15 protein-coding genes are annotated in these 19,681 nt (G+C 59.2%); 11 read left to right on the forward strand and 4 right to left on the reverse strand.

Features of this window, described 5'->3' with window-relative positions:
- Positions 1 to 14: 14 nt before the first annotated feature.
- Complete coding sequence (locus tag ACZ5ZS_RS09380; protein ID WP_188595788.1) at positions 15 to 518, forward strand: 8-oxo-dGTP diphosphatase; 504 nt, start codon at positions 15 to 17, stop codon at positions 516 to 518.
- A gap of 29 nt (positions 519 to 547) precedes the next feature.
- On the opposite strand, the gene ACZ5ZS_RS09385 is transcribed toward ACZ5ZS_RS09380, so the two are convergent.
- Positions 548 to 1,753, reverse strand: coding sequence for a pyridoxal phosphate-dependent aminotransferase (locus ACZ5ZS_RS09385; protein ID WP_188595789.1), 1,206 nt, complete (start codon positions 1,751 to 1,753; stop codon positions 548 to 550).
- Positions 1,754 to 2,017: 264 nt separating this feature from the next.
- Between ACZ5ZS_RS09385 and ACZ5ZS_RS09390 the strand changes: the two genes are divergently transcribed.
- From ACZ5ZS_RS09390 to ACZ5ZS_RS09410, 5 genes are all read left to right on the forward strand, one after another.
- On the forward strand, positions 2,018 to 3,676 hold the full coding sequence (locus ACZ5ZS_RS09390) for a cytochrome ubiquinol oxidase subunit I (RefSeq protein WP_188595790.1): 1,659 nt from the start codon (positions 2,018 to 2,020) through the stop codon (positions 3,674 to 3,676).
- Positions 3,673 to 4,770, forward strand: coding sequence for a cytochrome ubiquinol oxidase subunit I (locus ACZ5ZS_RS09395; RefSeq protein ID WP_188595791.1), 1,098 nt, complete (start codon positions 3,673 to 3,675; stop codon positions 4,768 to 4,770). The genes ACZ5ZS_RS09390 and ACZ5ZS_RS09395 overlap by 4 nt, the downstream gene beginning before the upstream one ends.
- A 101-nt stretch (positions 4,771 to 4,871) precedes the next feature.
- The gene (locus ACZ5ZS_RS09400; protein ID WP_229657625.1) at positions 4,872 to 6,188 is read left to right on the forward strand and encodes a 5'-methylthioadenosine/S-adenosylhomocysteine nucleosidase family protein; all 1,317 of its coding nucleotides are present in this window, start codon (positions 4,872 to 4,874) and stop codon (positions 6,186 to 6,188) included.
- 99 nt (positions 6,189 to 6,287) lie between these two features.
- Positions 6,288 to 7,283 carry an acryloyl-coenzyme A reductase gene (locus tag ACZ5ZS_RS09405; protein ID WP_188595792.1) on the forward strand — a complete coding sequence of 332 codons (996 nt, stop codon included), beginning with the start codon at positions 6,288 to 6,290 and terminating at the stop codon, positions 7,281 to 7,283.
- Between the two features lie 10 nt (positions 7,284 to 7,293).
- Positions 7,294 to 8,157: a hypothetical protein gene (locus ACZ5ZS_RS09410; RefSeq protein WP_188595793.1), complete on the forward strand. Its 864-nt coding sequence runs from the start codon at positions 7,294 to 7,296 to the stop codon at positions 8,155 to 8,157.
- Between the two features lies 1 nt (position 8,158).
- On the opposite strand, the gene ACZ5ZS_RS09415 is transcribed toward ACZ5ZS_RS09410, so the two are convergent.
- Positions 8,159 to 8,629, reverse strand: a complete 471-nt coding sequence (locus ACZ5ZS_RS09415) for a hypothetical protein (RefSeq protein WP_188595794.1) — start codon at positions 8,627 to 8,629, stop codon at positions 8,159 to 8,161.
- A gap of 276 nt (positions 8,630 to 8,905) precedes the next feature.
- On the opposite strand from ACZ5ZS_RS09415, the gene ACZ5ZS_RS09420 reads away from it, so the two are divergent.
- The 3 genes from ACZ5ZS_RS09420 (at position 8,906) to ileS (ending at position 14,532) form a co-directional block, all read left to right on the forward strand.
- The gene (locus ACZ5ZS_RS09420; RefSeq protein ID WP_229657626.1) at positions 8,906 to 10,378 is read left to right on the forward strand and encodes an ATP-binding protein; all 1,473 of its coding nucleotides are present in this window, start codon (positions 8,906 to 8,908) and stop codon (positions 10,376 to 10,378) included.
- On the forward strand, positions 10,375 to 11,514 hold the full coding sequence (locus tag ACZ5ZS_RS09425) for a DNA double-strand break repair nuclease NurA (protein ID WP_188595795.1): 1,140 nt from the start codon (positions 10,375 to 10,377) through the stop codon (positions 11,512 to 11,514). Before ACZ5ZS_RS09420 ends, ACZ5ZS_RS09425 begins: the two co-directional genes overlap by 4 nt.
- Positions 11,515 to 11,592: 78 nt before the next feature.
- Positions 11,593 to 14,532, forward strand: coding sequence for an isoleucine--tRNA ligase (gene ileS / locus ACZ5ZS_RS09430; RefSeq protein WP_188595796.1), 2,940 nt, complete (start codon positions 11,593 to 11,595; stop codon positions 14,530 to 14,532).
- A gap of 63 nt (positions 14,533 to 14,595) precedes the next feature.
- Here ileS and ACZ5ZS_RS09435 read toward each other — a convergent pair whose 3' ends face one another.
- Complete coding sequence (locus ACZ5ZS_RS09435) at positions 14,596 to 15,840, reverse strand: MFS transporter (protein WP_188596009.1); 1,245 nt, start codon at positions 15,838 to 15,840, stop codon at positions 14,596 to 14,598.
- A 136-nt stretch (positions 15,841 to 15,976) separates the two neighbouring features.
- On the opposite strand from ACZ5ZS_RS09435, the gene ACZ5ZS_RS09440 reads away from it, so the two are divergent.
- Together ACZ5ZS_RS09440 and ACZ5ZS_RS09445 are read left to right on the forward strand one after the other, a co-directional pair.
- Positions 15,977 to 16,894 carry a GHMP family kinase ATP-binding protein gene (locus ACZ5ZS_RS09440; RefSeq protein WP_188595797.1) on the forward strand — a complete coding sequence of 306 codons (918 nt, stop codon included), beginning with the start codon at positions 15,977 to 15,979 and terminating at the stop codon, positions 16,892 to 16,894.
- A gap of 147 nt (positions 16,895 to 17,041) precedes the next feature.
- Positions 17,042 to 18,229, forward strand: a complete 1,188-nt coding sequence (locus ACZ5ZS_RS09445; RefSeq protein WP_229657628.1) for an MFS transporter — start codon at positions 17,042 to 17,044, stop codon at positions 18,227 to 18,229.
- Here the strand turns inward: ACZ5ZS_RS09445 and ACZ5ZS_RS09450 are convergent.
- Positions 18,226 to 19,596 (reverse strand): YncE family protein, encoded by a 1,371-nt coding sequence (locus tag ACZ5ZS_RS09450; protein ID WP_188595798.1) that lies wholly within the window; start codon positions 19,594 to 19,596, stop codon positions 18,226 to 18,228. The two genes, ACZ5ZS_RS09445 and ACZ5ZS_RS09450, sit on opposite strands and share 4 nt — an antisense overlap.
- Positions 19,597 to 19,681: the final 85 nt, after the last annotated feature.

Here is a 19,681-nt window from a genome sequence, read left to right on the forward strand (position 1 = left end):
ATAGACTGTAGGCCATGGTTTTCCTCGAGGTGTTGGTCTACATAATCCGCGGGGGCGAGGTCCTCCTAATAGAGAAGAAGAGGGGGCTTGGGGCGGGTTACATAAATGGAGTGGGGGGCAAGGTGGAGCCTGGCGAGGGGGTCTGCGACGCGGCGGTGAGGGAGACCAGGGAGGAGGTGGGGCTCACCCCCCTCGGCCTCAGGTGGAGGGGACTGCTAGAGTTCTGGAACTGGGAGTCGGGGAGCGTGGAGTCCGTTCACTTCGTTCACCTATTCACGGCGTCCGGGTTCGAGGGAGCCCCCTCGGAGAGCGATGAGGCGAGGCCAGCTTGGTTTAAGCTGAGCGAGATCCCCTACGGCAGGATGTGGGAGGACGATAAGTTATGGTTCCCGCTAATGCTGGGGGGAGGAGCCCCCATATACGGCAGGTTCGTGTTCGAGGGGTGGAGGCTGAGGCGGCATCAATTGATTAGGCTGGATGCGGTAGATGAGGGATTCAATGCATGCGCGGAGCCCTGAGTCGAGGACCGGCTCACTGGCTCGCTCATTCACTCACGCCGTCCAGGATTGCCTTTCCAAGATGCAGCGGCCTCCCCCAGCCTCCTGGCCCCCTCCTCCAGCCTGTGAGCGGGTTCCCAGACGAAGGATGCCCTCACGGCTTGCTTGTACCTATCGCTGAAGTAGCTTCCCGGCACCACGGCCACCCCGTGCTTCTCCAGGGCGTGCTCGGCGAAGGAGTCCCCATCATCAATGTACTTTCCCAGGTCCATGAAGACGAACATGGAGCCGTGGGGCACTTGGAACTTCGCCTCGGGCAGGAATCGCTTGATGGCTTGCATTAAGGCATCCCTCCTCGCCCTGTACTCCTCCACCACCCGCCTCACGTGGGCCTCCCTCTCCCTGGACCTTAGGTAGAGGAGAGCCAGTCTCTGGGATATGGATGGTGGGCAGTACGTCATCTCCTCGCCGGCCAGCTTTATCCTGCCAATCAACTCGCGCGGCCCGTAGACGAAGCCGAGCCTCCACCCAGGCATGCCGGGGTCCTTCGAGAACGTGTTTATGGATATCACCCTATCCGGGGCGTACGTGTACGGATAGGCGTGGCTTCCCTCGTATATCAACATTCTGTAGGCCTCGTCAGAAACTATCCAGAAGTCGCGGTCCACGGCCAAGTCCGCCACCGCCTTCACCTCGTTCACCCCAATCACCGACCCAGTGGGGTTGTCCGGGCTCACCAGCACCACTGCCTTCGTCCTGGGCCCCACCTTCTCCTTCAACGCCTCCACGTCCAGCTTGAACCCGTCATCCATGTCGAGCCCCACCCTAACTATCCTGGCCCCGAAGTACTCCAGTATCGGCTTATAGCCGAAGTAGGTTGGATCCATGAGTATCACCTCGTCCCCGGGATTCAGTATGGTCATGAACGTGGCGAACATGGCCTCCTGCCCCCCAGCGGTCACGGTCAAGTCATCTGGATCCACCTCAACGCCCCCTGTCCGCCTCAAGTCATCCGATATGGCCTCCCGAAGCTCCCTCCTTCCCTGGCTGGGCGTGTACGCGAATAGCTCCATGTCATCCCCCAGAAGCTCCTCGCCCAACGCCATGCGCACATCCCTGGGCGGCGGCACGCTGGGTTGACCGGCGGAGAGCACTATGACGTCCCGCCGCTCCCGCTTTAACCGCTCCCTTATCGCATCTATCCTCCTAGTGGGCGATTCCCTGAATGCATCTATGGACTTGGATATGCCCGGCATGGCCGTGGTTGACCGGATAATATATACGCATTATTCACTATTAGATCAATACATACCGTAATTAATAGTTAAAGGTACCATTATTATTCGAACACATAAGTCGAATTAACTTAAAATCACGTTGAATTATAGTATATTTTTATGATGAGTAGCAATCCTTTGGGTTTAATCGATCTCCTTAATTAATCTTCTTCCTTTGATTTTTTGTTATCCCGTTGAAGTATGAATATATAAGTACGGTTTAATGCTAGATTTGGGATAAATATGGGGGAATTGTCCACGAACTCCTCCCTAGCTTCCATATACGTCCACACCCAGAACGTAGACGCCGCCCTAGCGATGAGCACGTACGGAATATACCTGCACGCGGTTTTCCTATCCCTGACCCTGGGGATCCCGCTGGCCATAACTGCCTGGCTAATCCAATGGAGGCGAACCGGGGATGGGGATTACTTGAGGTACGCAAAGACGTTGAGCGTTGTCCTAGCCATAAACTTCTCCCTTGGGGTCGTGACGGGAACCCTAGTGGAGTTCGGACTCCTGGACATATGGCCCACAAGCATGGTTCTCTTCGCTGCCCCCGGCTTCCTCCCCCTGGCGTTCGAGGCGACCATAGCGTTCATAGGGGAGGCCGCGCTGCTCACGCTATACCTAGCCACGCTGGGCAAATGGAGCGCGTACAGGAGCGCGGCTGTTTTAATGGCTAACTGGGCCCTGGGGTCGCTGTCCGGCTACTTCATCCTCACGGTGAACGCCTGGATGAACGTGCCCTGGGGAGCCGGGACCGTGCCGCAGGCCCTATACCCCTTCCTGCCAAGTTATGGCCCACAAGCGTTGAATGAGACGGGCGCGCTGAACTTGATGGCGGTTTTGATGCACTACGCGGCGTCCAGTCCATCCGGATCGCTGGCCGTGACGAACGTGGGATTCACCTCAATGGTGGGCAGGCTATTCGACGATGCTTGGCTACCCCTCATGAATCCCGACGCATTGGTCACCACCCTGCACACGCTGCTGGCGGCGTACGCGGTGGGCCTCGGCACGGTGGCGGCTATCCTGGCATTCAAGCACGCGAGAAGCCGTGATCCAAAGTACATGAAGCTGTTGAAGCCCATTCTCTGGATATTGGTCGTGGTTCTCCTGGTGCAGCCCACGCTGGGCGGCCACTTGATGGGCGACGCCGTGGTGAAGTACCAGCCCACTAAGTTCACGGCCATGGTTGCGTTGACGGGCGGCAGTGGAGTTTACGGCACCGAGTTCCTGGACCCCATTGAGGCCTTGTTCGCGTACGGCGACCCGTACCACCCCATACATGGATTTCAATACTATATAGATCAATGCAGCGAACTGGGGAACACGACGTTTGGAGAGCTCTATTCCACGATGGACCCGAGGATGCTGGGGTACGTGGCGCCCATTGCCAACACCACCCTGGCAGACAACTGCGTGGATGCCGTTAAATCCATAGAATCCCTGGCCCCACTGGTGAGCGGATTCTACTACTCCATGATAGTCGCGGGAATAGTGGCTGGGCTCGCTTCGCTTCTCGCGTTGTTCACGTTCCTCTGGAGGGCCCCGGCCATCAGTCGACTAAGCGATGCGATTAACTATGGCGTGATTGGGCGGGTGGTTGGCAGGGATAGGGTGTTGCCCTTGCTGGTGCTGGCCATGGCGATCGCCGCCGATGTGGCGTCCACCGCCGGCTGGGCGGCCAGGGAGGTGGGGCGGCAGCCATGGACTGTGTACGGCATGATAACGACGAACGAGGTGGTCACGCCCGTTACCATATCGCCCGCCTTCGAGGCAATCGTGTTCCTAGTGTTCACCGCCGTGGCGATAGGCGGGGGCGTCGCCATGATATATGCCGCAAAGAGGCCGGAGCTGCTTGATAGGCTGAGGAGAGCGGTGGGTGGTGGTCAATGAATATGGTCATGTTCTCCTTCGTCTTGCTGGGCTTCACGTTGTTAATGCATTTGGTGTTCGTCAATGTCATAATAGGAGCCGCCGCGTTGACCGTGGTGATGAGGTACGTGGCTTACCGGAGGGGTGATGCGGGGCTGGAGTTGCTGGCCAGGAGGGCATTCAGGATATTGGTTGTCTCGGACTTGTTCGGCGGGGTTTGGGCAACGATACTCACGGTGTTGATGGCTGGACTGTACCCCAGCATGACTGCCATATTCACGTATGATTATTTCTATCCCGTCGCCATTTCCATCACTGGAATAATGGTGAGCATTCCATTAATAGCAATATACTGGCACCTGTGGGGGAGGATTAACCCGAGACTGCATAGCCTCCTCGGCCTGCCCCTCCTGGCGTCGATTCTCTTGGTTCCCATGGGCTTCAGGTACTTCTTCGCAGGGATGACGTACGCCGACCCCAGCTCCGCGTTGGCTAATCCAGTGTACCCGCCCCTCATAATTCATACATTGATAGGCGCCACGGACATAGGCGCGTTCGTGATCGCCGCCGTTCTGGCAACCAAGGGCAATCTTGACGTGAGGGGAGTGAGGATATCGCTGGGAACTGGGCTGGCGCTTCTTCCGGCCCAGGCCGCGGCCGGGGGGTATTACTATGCGGTGCTGACGAGGTACTCTCCCTACGTCGCAGGCAACGTGGGCGGTCCATTGCTCGGCTACCCCAACGGCAGCCCAATGGTTTATCCAGCATTCTACTCTGGGGTGGCGCTGGCGGCCGTGCTTGGAGCGGTCGCCGTGTACGCCTTCTATGCATCGCTTAGGGGCGAGGTGAGGCGGTGGGCCGTCATTGCGTCGGGCGTCCTGTCCGAGGCGGTCATGTTATTGATGGAGTACGCCAACGACATGGCCAGGTACCCCTACATATTCGTCGAGGGAAGCGGGGGAGTGGCGGCGTCCAACCTGCTCGATAGCTTGATGCCGATCCCGTTGGGCGCGATTTACATCATGCTGGCCTCATCCATTTTCTTCGTGGGCGTGTTCAGCGCGGCATTCTACTATGCCATATTGAGGCGATTCATTCCTGAGACCGAGGAGTAGCGGGTCTTGGGCTTTCCTGTAATTATACATTTAAATGAATATCGTAAAATTTTATTTGTAACCGGAATTTTTATAAGAACCAAATTAAGATAGATATTTATATGATACAGAACAAGCCCCGCTCGAGGTGGACGTGGATAGCAATAGCCCTACTAACCATCATGGCCGCCGCGGCCGCGGCGGTGGCCGTCTATGAATACGAAGCGGCGCACGGCTACGCGCAGCACGTGGACTCGCTCCTATTGGGCGGAGTGAGGATTACCGCCGTCAACGGCAGCCCAGTGACGCCGGCGGAGGCGATTGCATTGCTCGAGGCGCCCCGCATAGGCATAGTGACTCCCATGGCGATGGAGGAGGCGCCCATACTGGCAGCGATGAAGGTGAACGCGGTGGCGGAGATAGGGGGATACACGTTCTACCTGGGCACCATAGGCAATAGATCCGTGGTGCTGGTGAGGAGCGGTGAGAAGGAGTACGCGGCGGAGCTGGCTACGTATATAATGGATACGCACTTCCACGTGGTGGCGGCCATACTCAGCGGAACCGCTGGCTCCAGGAACCCCAACGTGCGCGTCGGCGATGTGGTGGTGGGGGCGTTCGCCGTGGATAAATCATCAATTCACTACCACGACAGGGGATTCCAGAGCGATTACACGGGCGTCGAGATGGTGATCACCAATGAGTCGCTCATCGGCGAGCAATTCATAACCACCCACGGGGAGGTCGGGCCAAGCCCCCAGAACGCCTCCGCGTATGGGTACGGGCCGGGCACTCCCAGCCCCAACTACATCTACGTGGCGGTCCTACCGGCCTCGCTGGGCTTGGTCGAGGCTGCGGAGGGGGCCAGCGGCGTGCTTGGGAACACGTCCCTGGCCGACGTGACCGGCATGAATGTTTCCGGCTCAATACCGGCCCGGCTAATAGTTGGCGTGATAGGCTCCGCCAATCAATGGACCGAGCCCCTCTCGTGGATGGAGGCCCAGAACGCCTTGTACGAGACCGATGCTGGGGAGAACGAGGGATCCGGGTTCGCGTACGCAAACTCCCAGCTGGGGGTGCCGTGGGTCATAATAAGGGGTATATCGGACTCGCCTTGGTACCCGACGACCTACCACGGAGTGCTGGCGGCGGATAGGGCGGCCGCCGTGACTATATACGTGGTGACCCACTTCCCGTCAAGCGACCTGGACACCCCAGCCACACCATCGATTCTATCGCCTCTCTCCAACGCGGCGATGCATGGATACATAGTGGCCGAGAGGGCGTACTACAACGTCACGCCTGTCACCGAGGTTCAATACATGGCCTCCAACGGATCCACGGTGACGACGACGGGCTGGCCGGGGGAGTACTCGTACCCCAGCGGAGCCGCAGTGGGGTACAGTAACTACACGGATCAATTGATATACGTTGGATAGGATAAGTGGAACCGGTTACTTGCTTAAAATCAATGCGTTTCTCCACGGTTCTCCGCGTCGGCATGGCAATGCTTTAAAGTTCCCGAGGATCCTCGATCCATGAAGGCTGTCGTGGTTAAGGGGAGGATGGATTACTCCGTGGTGGCCGACGCCGCCAACCCAACTGCCGCGCCGGGCAGGGCAGTGCTGTCGATAAGCTACGCGTCCCTGTGCTATAGGGACTTGCTGGAGTTGATGGGGTATTACCCCAGGATGCGGTACCCAGTGGTGCTGGGCCACGAGGCGGTGGGCGTGGTGGAGGAGTCAATGGATCCCAGGTACAGGCCGGGCGATAGGGTGGTTCCCATGCTTTACGAGCCGGATGGGACGTGCGACATGTGCTTGAGGGGCGAGGAGGTTTACTGCAGGTCCAGGAGGAGCTATGGGGAGGACGTGGATGGGTTCTTCGCGGAGAGGGCCGCCGTGGCGGCCAACGCGCTGGTAAAGGTGCCTACGTGGGTCAACGACGAGTTGGCGGTCCTGGTTCCCTGCGTCATAGCTATGATATACAAGGGGCTGCGGCGGGCATCCCTCTCCCAGGGAGAGACGGTGCTGGTGACCGGGGCTGGGGGAGGGGTTGGCATACATGCAGTTCAATTGGCCAAGGCCATGGGGGCGAGGGTCATCGGCGTGACGAGCCGCGAGGATAAGGCCGGGGCGGTGGCTAAGTACGCCGATGAGGTCGTGATAGGCTCCAAGTTCGGGGATGAGGTGAAGAAGAGGGCGGGCGAGGTCGACGTGGTGGTGGAGAACGTGGGCACCCCAACGCTGGGCGAGTCCCTGAGGAGCTTGAGGATGGGCGGGCGGTTGGTGCTAATAGGTAACGTAAAGCCAGATGAGGCGTACGAGCTTCGCTTGGGCTACGCCATAATGAAGGATATAGCCGTGATAGGAAACGTGGCCGCCAATAGGGGGGATATATGGAGAACGTTTGAGTTGATGAGGGTCAAGACCATCGAGCCTATTGTGACCAAGTACTCCCTGGAGGAGTTCGAGGCAGCGCTGGATCAATTGAGGAGGGGGGATAAGGTGGGCAAGATCTTGTTAAAGCCATAGGGTGAACGCGTTGCGGCCTAGGCTGGGAGTTGGGGCAGCGATTTCCCGCGCCATCAACCTAGCCTCGTTCCTGCTCCTTCCCCTAGCCATAAAGGAGGCCGGCCTGCCGACGCCGCTTTTCCTCTTAACAGTGCTGACTTACTGCGTGGGGATTCCCTTGATGGGTCGGGTGAAGGTCAAGTCGCCGCACTTGGTGGGTCCCCTCATCAACATAGTCTGGGCCTGGATATACGCTGCGATATTCATTCTGGAATACATGGGGGCATCGAAGTGGTTCATCCTGGCTCCAACGACCTTCGCCGGCCTCGCCATGGGGATCGGGGATGGGGCGTACCTATCCATTAGGCCGCGGGAGCCCTGGGCCATTGCTGGGGCCTCCTCGTCGCTCCTCCTCTCAATCATCAAGGGGTACTGGTTCCCTCTGGCGGCGTCAATAGCGTCGTACTCGGCGGCCATCGCCGCCGCGCTGCTCATGAGGGGGGCAGAGCCTCCCCGGGCCGGCGAGTGGGGGTTCTCCACGTTAGGCGCGGTCGGCTCCGGCCTCTCCATAGGGGCCGCGGCGCTGTTCGCGGGACAGTTCCCGTTCTACTTAACCGCGTTGATATCGCCTCTCCTCCTAAGAAGGAGAGCATGGGCAGCGGTGCTCCTCCTCACGGCCTTCTCAGTAGCATTGATGCCCCGCCCCGAGATAGGGGCCGCGGCAGCGGGGGCAGCGGCCTGGGCATACACGGGCTGGACGGAGGGGCGGGGGGTGGGCGCGTCCGTCGCTGCCTTGATGATCGCCGCCGCGGCCGCCGCGTACCCGGCCAGCGGGGCCGTCCTTAGCTTCATAACATTGATTTACTTGGCTGTTAGGAGCATTAGGGGGAGTTAATTTAGATCGTGTACGTCTGCTGCGGCTTGCGCTCCGGCTGGTCCTTCGCGGTCCTCACCTTGTCCCTCAGCTTCTCGAATTTCTTTCCAACCATGAGTATCTTTACGCCGTCAAGGGATGCTGACCTGTTGGTTAAATTAATGGTGTACTGCTTCGTTATCAGTACCCCGCCGTACATGTCTATTATGTAGAGGGGCGATATGAATTTGGTGGATCCCTGCTCGTATTGAACCGTGATCGGGGGGTGATCGTAGGCCTCGTTGGAGTCGTTCAGGTACATGGCCTCCACGAGCTTCATGTCTCCGCCGTCCATGAATTGGCCCACCATCACGTTGAGGGGCTTCTTCAGCTCATCCATGTACTCCACGTCTATGTGGACGTCGAATTTCCTGTACCTAGCCAGCTCATCCATCAACACGTTCTCTATGTTGTCGAGGGGCTCCAGCCTCTTGACGAGCGGTATGGGAAGCATCGACTCGATCTCTATTCCCCCTATAAAAGCTTTGCAGGTGAGCGCCGTGGATGGGAGTAAGCGGAGCGATTGAGGCGATCGCGTGATTGCGGAGAATCATCGCTGGTCTTCGTTGAGACCCCCCTCACGACAGCGGCGTCCGGCCCCGTCCTTGCCCTCCTCAATCCAGTTAATTGTCGTGGGTGTTTCGCGCCGATTGGAGATAATACTTTCGATTAGTACTGCCTCAATTAAAATATATGTCATGTTTATATAGATGGACAGCGCCATTCCGGCATGGATGTTGAGTCAATGCTGGACAAGTGCTGCGTGGAGGTTGGGATAACCGTCAGCGGGGCCTCCTCCCTGGCCATACCCATACAGTTCTATAGGAGGATGGAGGATAACGCGGTGGAGGAGCAGTTGGCGTTGGTTAGGGACCCGTCCCTGAAGGGGCGGTTGTTCTTCGGGGTGGTGAGGAGGATAACGAAGCTGGAGCCCCTCGTGAGGGATAGGGTTAGGAATCCATTCGTGGATAGGCCGGAGATAATGGATCAATCAATACTGATGCCCTTCACCAACGGAATTGTTAGGCTGTACGGAATGATAGGGCCCGGAGGCCTATCCACGGAGGTCAGCCACGTGGCCACTCCTGGATCCAAGGTGTTCCTGGTGAGGGACGGCACTGTCCTCAATGAGTACGCCGGGAGCGGGGGCGGCATTCACGTGGGGGATCATAAGTACAGTAATTGGTCGATCAGGCTGGATCACTCATTCGTGAATTACCACATGGGCGTGTTCGGCGCCACTGGGGTGGGCAAGTCGAGGTTGATAAGGGGATTGATAGGGGAGCTGAGGAGGGTTGGGTATAGGGCCGTGGTGTTCGACCACAGCGGGGTGGATTACGTTCCCCACATGAAGGAGCACGCCATATCCTCCAAGCAGATAAGGATAAGCCCTCCGACCATAGCCTCCGTCATAGCGAGCAAGGCCAGGCTGGGGTGGCAGAGTTATGGGGAGTACATGGAGGTCGCCACGATAACGTACACCATGCCGGAGGAGCCCAAGAGGAGGGGGACGCTGCTGGAGGAGCCCGTGCCTCGGGAGGTCAAGTGGAGCAAGCAAGGCTTCATAAAGCACCTGGTGGAGAAGATGCGGGAGGTAGGCGCGAGGGACTCCTCCGTGGAGAAGGCGAAGCTATTCATAGAGTACTTCGTCGACGACTCGTTCTTCGACGAGCTGAACAGGAGGAGCCTGGAGCCGGGCGACGTGGTTAGGAGGGCCGCAAGCGATGGGTTGGCCGTGATAGACCTGAGCGCCGACACGGACCTCACAGTGAAGCAAGCCATAATAGCGGACATCATAGAGGCGGCTTGGGATATGGTTAAGAGGGGAACCATTGAGATACCTGCCAACCTGGTCTTCGTTATAGACGAGGCGCAGAACTACGTTCCGGAGGATGAGTGGACGATCTGCAAGGACCCCATAGAGACCACGGTGAGGGAGGGAAGGAAGTGGGGCCTCTCACTACTGCTGGCAAGCCAGAGAATAGCGAGGGACATAAAGTCCAGCGTCAGGGCTAACCTGGGCACGGTCTTCTTCTCGCGACTCTCCGCCCAGGCGGATCTGAAGGAGATAGGCGCGTACCTGGACATAGCGGACATAAGCGAGGGCACCCTGTCACAGCTGGGGACGAGGGAGTTCTTCGTCGCCGGCCTGATGAATCCCCTTAGGAAGCCCCTCCTGCTCAAGGTCAGGGAGGTGGAGTGAAGGTGGAGGAGGATTACTCAATTGATTTCTGGATAGACCCGCCGCTCCTCCTATCCATAGTGGCCGACGTTAAGGAGATCGTGAAGAAATTGAATAAGGCTGAATCATCGAAGATAGTGGAGGAGGTCAAGGCAGCCCTGGGAGGCAGGGCCAGGAGGATAGGGGAGGCAGGCGAGTTGAGGGCGTACGCCATAGACTCCAGCTACGCGGATCCAGCGCTCGAGTTGGTGGGCGGGGTGCTCACCGTGGTGGCTTACGGCTACGTGGGGAACGGGGGAGGCGAGTCGGATAAGTTCGTGACGGGCACGGTCTTCTTCGAGGACACCAACGAGGTCGACAGGAACGTATCCATCTACTCGTCCATCAAGGAGCGCGAGCTAGCCATAAAGCTGCTGGGGGAGAAGAGGAGGGGGAAGAGGAGGGTCGATTTAATAGTGCTGGACGGTGACATAGCGCTGCACCCCCTCCCCTACAACCTGCCCAGCAGGAGGAGCGAGCGGAGCTTGGTGGAGAAGACAATGAAGCGGCTCCTCAAGGAGGCGGAGGCCACGGGCACCACGCTGGTGGGGGTGGTGAAGAGGGTTAGGTCCAGGTACGTGTCCGCCGTGATGGATAAATGCCTCCCCGTCAACGATAAGCTGCTCATGAGCATGGTGCTGGGTAGGGGGGAGTACCTGGAGCTCGGCACATTCGGGGAGCTACTGCCCAAGTGGGTCGACGTGAACTACGTGAAGTGCTGGGACGAGGAGGAGCACGTTAAGAGGAGGAGGGCAGAGGAGGGGAGGAGCAACCTGGAGGCGGTGTTCAACTCGGAGCTGAGATCGCTCAGGGACGTGGTGGTCGCGTTCTATAAGGCGTTCAACTCATCAATAGCCACAAAGGTGGAGGTGCTCGACTTCGGGGGACTCGGCGTGGATAGGGTGGTGGGGTTCCTGGCTGGGCAGACCACAGACACTGGCTACCCATACATACTGGACACAGTCGATACTGTGGTGAGGATAGACTCGCGGCTCCTCGACTACGTGAGGACGCTCCTAATAAAGAACGCAAACGAGGTGAGCAGCGACTTGATAAACGCATTGCTTCAATTAACTAACCCCCAGAAGGCGTACCTGTACAAGCAATTAGAGGCGTAGGCCTCAGTTGAGGCAGGGAGCGGAAAGGGGAGCGGGGGCGGGCAATATTTTTAAGTCCATTTTACGGACTCAGCGGCGGTGTCCGTTATTGATTTTGGACTGGACGGGTCGTTCAACTCAAAATCCATAGAGGGCAAGGTACTTGAGTATTGGAGGGCAAATAAGGTGAAGCGAAAGTGGCTCGACGCCGCCGGCCCCAGGGGGAGGTTCACCTTCCTCGAGGGACCGCCCACGGTGAATGGCTTTCCCCACGTTGGGCACGCGAGGGGGCGGACGTATAAGGACGTCGTGCTCCGCTTCAAGCACATGACTGGGTACTCCCTGTGGGCCCAGGGGGGGTGGGACGAGCAGGGACTGCCCGTTGAGCTGGAGGCGGAGAAGGCGCTCGGAATATCCAGTAAGAAGGAGATAGAGCAGGTCGGGCTGGATAAGTTCTCCGATAAGTGCAATGAGTTGGTGGATTACTACCTGAGCCGGTGGGTGGAGGTTGGCACGGACAGGCTTGGCGTGTGGCTGGACACCGAGAACGCCTACGAGACGCGTAGGCCGCAGTACATAGAGCACGTGTGGTCCCTCGTGAAGAAGGCGTGGGAGCGGGGGCTCCTCTTCGAGGATTACAGGGTACTGCCGTTCTGCCCCAGATGCGAAACCGCGCTGAGCGATGCCGAGGTGGATCAGGGATATAAGGAGAGGAGGGACCCAGCCATATTCGTGAAGTTCAAGGTCATTGGCGAGGAGAACACGTACTTGGTGATATGGACCACGACGCCCTGGACCTTGATAGACAACGAGGCCGTGGCCGTGAACCCCTCATTCAAGTACGCCTACGTGGACGCTGGGAAGGAGGTGCTGGTGGTGGCCGAGAATCTCGTGGATCAACTCATGCACAAGTTCGGCGTGGGGAGCTACAGGGTATTGAGGAGCGTCAGCGGGAGGGAGCTGGAGGGGCTTCAATACGAGCACGTGTACGACGGGAAGCCGCGCAGGGTGATAACGGCGGATTTCGTGACCCTGGAGGACGGGTCCGGCCTCGTCCACGTGGCCCCGGCCCACGGCCCTGAGGACTTCGAGGCCGCGAAGAGGCATGGAATACCGGTCACCAACACCGTAGAGATAAACGGCGTGTTCAGCTCAGGCCCGTTCAAGGGAAAGTACTTCCTGGACGTCAATTCCCTCGTGATAAAGGACCTTAAGACGAGGGGCTTGCTTCTGCGTAGGGACGAGGTGTCCCACCAATACCCCCACTGCTGGAGATGCGGCACCCCCCTCATCTACAGGGCGGACAAGCAGTGGTTCCTCGGCATATCCTCGCTCAGGGATGCAATGTCGAGGGAGCTGAGCAAGGTGACTGTATACCCGGAGTCCCTGAGGAATAGGTTTGATGACTGGATAGCCAATATAAGGGACTGGACGATATCCAGGTCAAGGGTGTGGGGCACTCCCCTCCCCATATGGCGGTGCAAGGGCGATCCGAGCAAGTTAATGGCTATTGGGTCCCTGGAGGAGCTGAGGAGAGTCGCCAAGCAACTGCCCGACGTGCCTCCCGAGAAGCTGGTTCACAGGCCCTGGATCGACATGGTTAGGATGGAGACGGAGTGCGGGGAGTGGGTGAGGGAGCCCTTCGTCATGGACGTCTGGCTGGACAGCGGGGTCGCCTGGATAGCGGGGCCCGACGGCTTGCGGAACCCCGAGTGGGGAGGGCTCTACCCATTCGATTGGGTGACGGAGGCCGTAGATCAAACCAGGGGGTGGTTCTACTCCCTCCTCGCCACGTCAGTCCTGTGGATGGGCAAGGCGCCCTACAAGTCAATGCTGATCCAAGGACATATACTGGATAAGTACGGCCACAAGATGAGCAAGAGCAAGGGAAACGTGGTTTGGGTGAACGACATGCTGGAGAAGTACGGCGCCGACGCGCTGAGGCTTTACCTGCTGACCAAGGCCGCCCCCGGGGACGCGTTGGCGTTCAACCCAGACGAGGTCAAGCTAACCCTAAACGCGTTGGGGGTTCTGTGGAACTCCGTTAAATTCGCCAAGACCTACATGGAGCTGGACGGCTTCACCCCGGCCAAGGCGGTGAGGAACCCCAGCTCCGCGAGGCCCGAGGATCTTTGGCTGATCTCCGCCGCCAACAAGATGATTAAGTCGGTGAGGGAGAGCATGGAAAGGATGGAGCTGCACCACGCCGCGAGGAAGTGGATGGATTTCGTCGTGGAGGACATCAGCCACAGATACATAAGGCTCATGAGGAGGAGGGCGTGGATGGAGGGGGAGAACGAGGACAAGCTGGCCGCCTATACGGCTCTCTACCACGCCCTCAGGGCGGCCATAGTGGTCGGCGCGATGTTCGTCCCCTTCACTGCCGAGTACCTCTACCAAGCCTTCCTGAGGAGCATGGAGGGAGGGCCCGAGAGCGTTCACTTAATGATGCTGCCCGAGCCGGATGAGCCGGCCATAAACGACGACTTGGAGGCGACGTTCGACTTGATATTCGAGATAGCATCCCAGGCGGCCAACATTAGGAACAAGGCGGGGGTGAAGCTGAGGTGGCCGCTCAGGGAGTTAGTTATCTCCGGCAGCGGCTCCGGTGCCTTGAGGCAGCACGAGGAGGTGCTGGCGTTCCTGGCCAACGTGAAGATCGTGAGGTTCACGGAGGAGGGGGAGTGCGGGGAGGACCACGAGTCCGCCGAGGTTGGCGGGTTGAGGATATGCCTAAGCACGCGCATGGATGAGTCGCTGCTGCACGAGGCGCTCGCGCGGGAGTTGATACGCAGGATACAGGTGATGCGGAGCAAGTTGAACCTACAGATGGAGGAGAGGGCCAGGGTTAGGATAAGCACTAAGGACGAGGAGCTGCTGACCGCCATAACCAAGATGAGGGAGTACATAGAGGGCGAGACGCGGGCCGAGGTGTCGGTGGACCAGCCGAGCGGGACCGGCTTGTCGCAGGAGTGGGACATAGATGGAAAGAAGGTTGTGATAGAGCTGGCCAAGCAGGAAGCGAGCAGTACTCAATAAACGGCGACCCCAGGAGATGAAACACTTCAATTCATTAATTAATATCTTTAGATATTTTAGCGGTTAATCCTTACCGGGTCTCCAAGTCTCCCTGGATAGCGACACGCCCATCAGCATAGCGATTAATGAAGCGTATATGGATACCGCCCAAGCTGGGAGGAGGCCCATGGAGCCGCTCAGCGACAGTATAACGGACACTGCTGTGCTCCCCACTATAGCTCCCCCGTTATAGGTGAAGCCAACCGCCGTGGCCCTGTACCGCTCGCTGAAGCTCTCCGCCAGGAAGGAGGGCAGCACTGAGAATATTGCCGCCTCCAGGAAGGCTTGAATGCTGAAGGCTATCAATAACTGAACGGCACTCCCCACGCTGGCCAGGTAAAGCAATGGACCCGCGGCCACGGTGAACACGGCACCGTAGAGGAGCATGCTCCTCCGCCTCCCGCCCACGGCGTTTGACAGCGCGCCGCCGATCCACACGCCCGCCAGGGAGGCGAGGTTTATCACGGCCACGTAGGTCCCCACCAAGTCGTTGGGGTACTTCTTGAGCTCCATGAATGCTGGATAGAAGCTGAGCGTGGCAGTGTTAACGAACAGGAGGCCAGTGGTTATGAGGAGGCCCACCGCCACGGTCCCCGCCGACTCGCGGAGCATGGAGAGGAGGGGGGTCTTCTCCACGGCCCGCCGCCTGAGCAGGCCCTCGAACGCTGGACTCTCGTAGGCCGCCCGCCTGATGAGGAAGGCAAGCGCGCCCGGTATGAAGAGGGTCAGGAAGAGAACCCTCCACCCACACGCCTGGAACTCGGGGCCGAATGCCGCGCCGAGGACGGCGAAAACGGCGGCAATCAGGAAGTAGCCCACGCCGAAGCCGCTTTGTATGAAGGAGCCAATGAAGGCCCTCCTCTCCGGGGGCACGCTCTCCATGGCCAGCGTCGTTCCCCCGCCGTACTCCGCCCCGGCGAACATTCCCTCGATGAATAGGAAGGCGTAGAGAAGCGCGGGGGCCAGCAGGCCGACCTCACTGTACGTGGGGAGAAGCCCCTTGGCGCCGCCGAAGATGGAGAAGCCGAGAACCGTGGTCGCCAGCATGTTCCTGCGACCGATCCTGTCCCCCAGGTAATTCCCGAAGATTAGGGAGCCAATGGGCCTGGCCAGGGCCTCCACCGCGAAGCCGGCGAACGTCACCACCAGCCCCAACCGCCCCAGTCCGGCGGGGAGGAACGCCGAGCTTATGGTAACGCCAACCAACGCGTATGCTATTGTAGTGTAGCCGTCAAGCAACCACCCGGACCAGGCCGCGAGCACCTGCATCCACTGCCTCCCATCCAGTCCGTACACGGAGGGGAGGGGGAACCATTTATTTAAAGCCTTGCGGCGGCTTCGCTGGGCGGCCGGCGTCCTGGGCCTTTGACGCAATGCCTTAAAAAACGAATGACTGGGAACCGGCGTGTCAGCGGAGGTTTTCGCTCCGGCCGTCGTGTCGAGCATGTTCGAGGCATGCCTCAAGGATGGGGAGGGCAATCCAATAAGGGACCCGTTGAGGGTGGGCGCGCGGGGGGCCGGCTTCGCCGTTAGCGCTGGAGTGAGGACTAGGGTTCGCCTGGCTGAGGGGGCGGGCGTGAGGGTCTACATAAACGGGCGGCTGGAGGAGGCCAGGACCACGGTGAACGCTGTGAGGATAGCGGCTAGGCTGCTTGGGTACGCGGGGGGAGTTGAGGTGGAGCACGAGGTTGGCGTGCCGATAGGCTCTGGCTTCGGGACGAGCGCGTCCGGCGCGCTCGGAGCCGCCCTGGCCCTCTCGCTGGCCTTGAACCGCCCCCTCTCGCTCGTGGGCGCCGTCAGGGTAGCGCATGAGGCCGACGTGGTCAGCGGCACCGGGCTCGGCACGGCTGAGGGGTTGCTGGCGGGGGGCGTTGGGGTCGTGATAGAGCCTGGGGCGCCGTGGTTCGGCTCCATAGATAAGATACCGTTTAGCGAGGGCTTGGCTGTGGTCTCCGTCCACTTCGGCGGGGTGGAGAAGTCCTCAGTATTGTCATCCCAGGAAGCCCTCGCCCGGGTCAACGAGGCGGGGAGGAAGGCCGTGGAGAGGGTTAGGGCTGACCCCACCGTTAAGACCCTGCTGAGAGAGGCCAGGAGGTTCGCGGAGGAGTCTGGGATTGGGGACCCGGACCTCCTCAGGATGGCGGATGCATTGGTGGAGGCGGGCGCCATAGGTGCTTCTCAGAACATGATTGGGAAGGCAATACACGCCATAGTGAGAGGGGAGAGGCTGGGCGATGTGTTGAGGACGGCGCGAGGCTTCGGCGGTTCCCTCATAGTATCCTCGATATATGATGGAGGGCCCAAGGTGATCAACGCGCCTTAACTGGATCCCCTGCGGCGTCGTTCCTCATCGAGCATTCATGAGCCGCGATTTGGCATGGCCCCGCCTCTCGACGCGCACAGCCCATGGCTGGTCAATGGGTGGCATTAAGGGGCATTGCTTAATAAAGTATAGGGGAATCGGCAAGCCGTGAATCACTCGGTGGAGGGGGTGAGGGCTAGATCCATTGCCGGGGCTTACCTGGGGTGGGTTCTGGACGGCTACGACGCGCTGCTCGTGGTCCCCATAATGCCGCTGCTGGGTCGATTGTTCTTCCCCGGCCCCTACTCGCTGTTGGGCGGCTTATCCACGCTCGTTGCCACGCTGGTGGGTAGGCCCCTGGGCGCCGCCGTGATGGGGTATGTGGGGGATAGGTTTGGGAGGCGGGTCGGCCTCCTGGCCACTGTTACTGGGTACAGCTTCTCCGCGCTGGGCTTGGCATTAATGCCCACGTATGCCTCCATGGGAGCAGCCGCGCCCGCGTCGTTCCTATCATTGAGGTTCCTGCAGGGAGCGTTCCTGGGAGGCGAGTTCGGGCCCGGCACGGCCATGATAATGGAATGGAGCAAGTGGAGGAGCGAGTTCGCATCGGCCTTCACGCAGAGCGGCTACCCCATAGGCGTCATAATGGCCACCCTCGTGAATGCGGGCTTCGCCTCAATGATGGGGCCCAGCTTCTACGCGGTGGGGTGGAGGATCTACCTGGCGACGGGCGCCGTCGCGGCGTTGATAACGTTGATTGTCAGGAGCAGGCTGGCGGAGTCGCCCAAGTGGTCCCCGCCCCGGGTCAATCCATTAACCGCGCTGTTCAAGTCAGGCGGGGCGCTGGTTTGGGGGATCCTCTTCACGGGTGGTCTCTTGACCGTGTACTACTCGACTTACCTAGTATACCCGGACCTCCTAGCGTTCCTAGGACGGGCCTCGGAGATTCCTGGACTCACCCTCGCCGCTACTGTGGCCGCGACAGCGGCCGTGCTGCTGGCGGGCTCCTTGGCTGCGGGCGTGGGCAGTAAGCCATTGATTGTGGGCAGCCTGGTCGCGGCTGTGGTTCTCGCCCCCTATTCGCTACTCATCAACCCCAGCCCAGTCTCGCTCGTGGCGTTGGCGTTCGTGGAGAACTTCCCCATGGGTCTCGTTCCGCACGTCCTGATCAACGAGTTCGGGCAGCATTATAGGGCCAGCGCGTTGGGCGTCTCGTATAATTGGGGCCTCCTAATAGGGGGGTGGGCGCCCATGCTGGTGGGCCTGGCGTCTCCCCTTGGGCTCGGCATGCTGATGGGGATGGCGGGCGGGGCCGCGCTGGCCGTCGCGGGCCTAGTCGCGTTAACGCGCCGCTAACCGCTGAGCGTTGAGGCGGCGGGGTGGGGTCGCCTCCACAGCATTATAACCGCTATTAGTGCCAGGATGATCACCGCAATGGCCGCTATTAAGGCTATGCCTAACGGAGTGAACTCGATGCCGGTTGCCCCGGTTGAAGCCGGTTGCGAGGTGGTGGGTGACTGGGCCTTGTTGATAGGCGACGTTGTTGGGGTGGGCGCGGTGGGGAGGGGGGACGTGGAGGTGGTGGGTGGCTTCACCGCGTTGCTCTGCGTGGCTATCACTGAGACCATGTTTGAGCCGTAATCCGCGACGTATATGTACCCATTCGAGGGATCGTAAACTAGATCGCCTGGATTCGCTCCAACAGTTATGTTGGCTATCACGGCGTTAATTGAGGGATCTATCACTGAGACGGCGTTGGAGCCGTGATCGGTCACGTATAAGTATCCATTGGATGGGTCATAGATCACGTCCACGGGCTCCCTTCCCACGGCTATCTCAGCTATTATTGAATCGGTGCTTGGATCTATGACGGATATCATGCTGGAGTTGCGGTTGATGACGTATAAGTGGCCGTTCGATGGATCATAGAAGATGTGGACCGGCTTCATGCTGTCCGCTATGTTGGCTATCACGGCGTCCGTGGAGGAATTTATCACTGAGATCGAACCGGAGCCTGCGTTGGCGACGTATATTAAACCATTTGATGGGTCATAGAATATGTTGCCCGGGTAAGTACCCACGGTCACGTTGGTTATCACCGTGTTTGTTGATGAGTTTATGATGGATACCGCGGCGGAGCCGTAATCCGCGACATACATATAGCCGTTTGAGGGATCGTAGGCAATGACGATGGGCCACTTCCCCACTGGGATGCTCGATATGACGGAGTTGTTCGAGGGATCTATGACGGAGACGGCGGCGGAGCCGTAATCCGCGACGTATATGTACCCGTTCGAGGGGTCGTAGGCAATGGCGAGCGGGTACAACCCAACCCTCACGTGGGCCACCACGGCATTGGTGGATGGATCTACGACGGAGACCGCGTGGGAGCCAAAGCCGAAGGAGGCGTTGGTAACATATAAATAACCATTGGACGGGTCATAGAGGATTATGCCAGGCCATTTCCCCACCGTTATGTTGGCCGTGACCGCATTGATGGATGGGGTGATGACGGAAATCGTAATTGAGCCGAAGTTGGCCACGTATATGTAGCCGTTGGATGGGTCGTAGATCATCACAAACGGATTTGTTCCCGTCTTTATGCTGGATACGACCTGGCCGGCATTGCTTTGGGCAATCATAGTGCCCGCGAGAGGTAGGAGGGCCAGGATTGAGAAAAACGCCAATCCCATTATTGCGGCTCTGTAAGTTGACAATTGCATAAATTATGAAGTATGCATTGGCAATATAAGGCTTTTGGCCTCGTAGAAATCCACATGGTTACGAACACGGCGGGCGCCGGGGCCG

It is taken from the genome of Thermocladium modestius, from assembly GCF_055398215.1.

Coding starts and splice junctions, on each gene's coding strand:
- ACZ5ZS_RS09380 (WP_188595788.1), top strand. CDS start 15: ATGGTTTTCCTCGAGGTGTTGGTCTACATAATCCGCGGGGGCGAGGTC.
- ACZ5ZS_RS09385 (WP_188595789.1), bottom strand. CDS start 1,753: ATGCCGGGCATATCCAAGTCCATAGATGCATTCAGGGAATCGCCCACT.
- ACZ5ZS_RS09390 (WP_188595790.1), top strand. CDS start 2,018: ATGGGGGAATTGTCCACGAACTCCTCCCTAGCTTCCATATACGTCCAC.
- ACZ5ZS_RS09395 (WP_188595791.1), top strand. CDS start 3,673: ATGAATATGGTCATGTTCTCCTTCGTCTTGCTGGGCTTCACGTTGTTA.
- ACZ5ZS_RS09400 (WP_229657625.1), top strand. CDS start 4,872: ATGATACAGAACAAGCCCCGCTCGAGGTGGACGTGGATAGCAATAGCC.
- ACZ5ZS_RS09405 (WP_188595792.1), top strand. CDS start 6,288: ATGAAGGCTGTCGTGGTTAAGGGGAGGATGGATTACTCCGTGGTGGCC.
- ACZ5ZS_RS09415 (WP_188595794.1), bottom strand. CDS start 8,629: ATGCTTCCCATACCGCTCGTCAAGAGGCTGGAGCCCCTCGACAACATA.
- ACZ5ZS_RS09420 (WP_229657626.1), top strand. CDS start 8,906: ATGGATGTTGAGTCAATGCTGGACAAGTGCTGCGTGGAGGTTGGGATA.
- ACZ5ZS_RS09435 (WP_188596009.1), bottom strand. CDS start 15,840: ATGCAGGTGCTCGCGGCCTGGTCCGGGTGGTTGCTTGACGGCTACACT.
- ACZ5ZS_RS09450 (WP_188595798.1), bottom strand. CDS start 19,596: ATGCAATTGTCAACTTACAGAGCCGCAATAATGGGATTGGCGTTTTTC.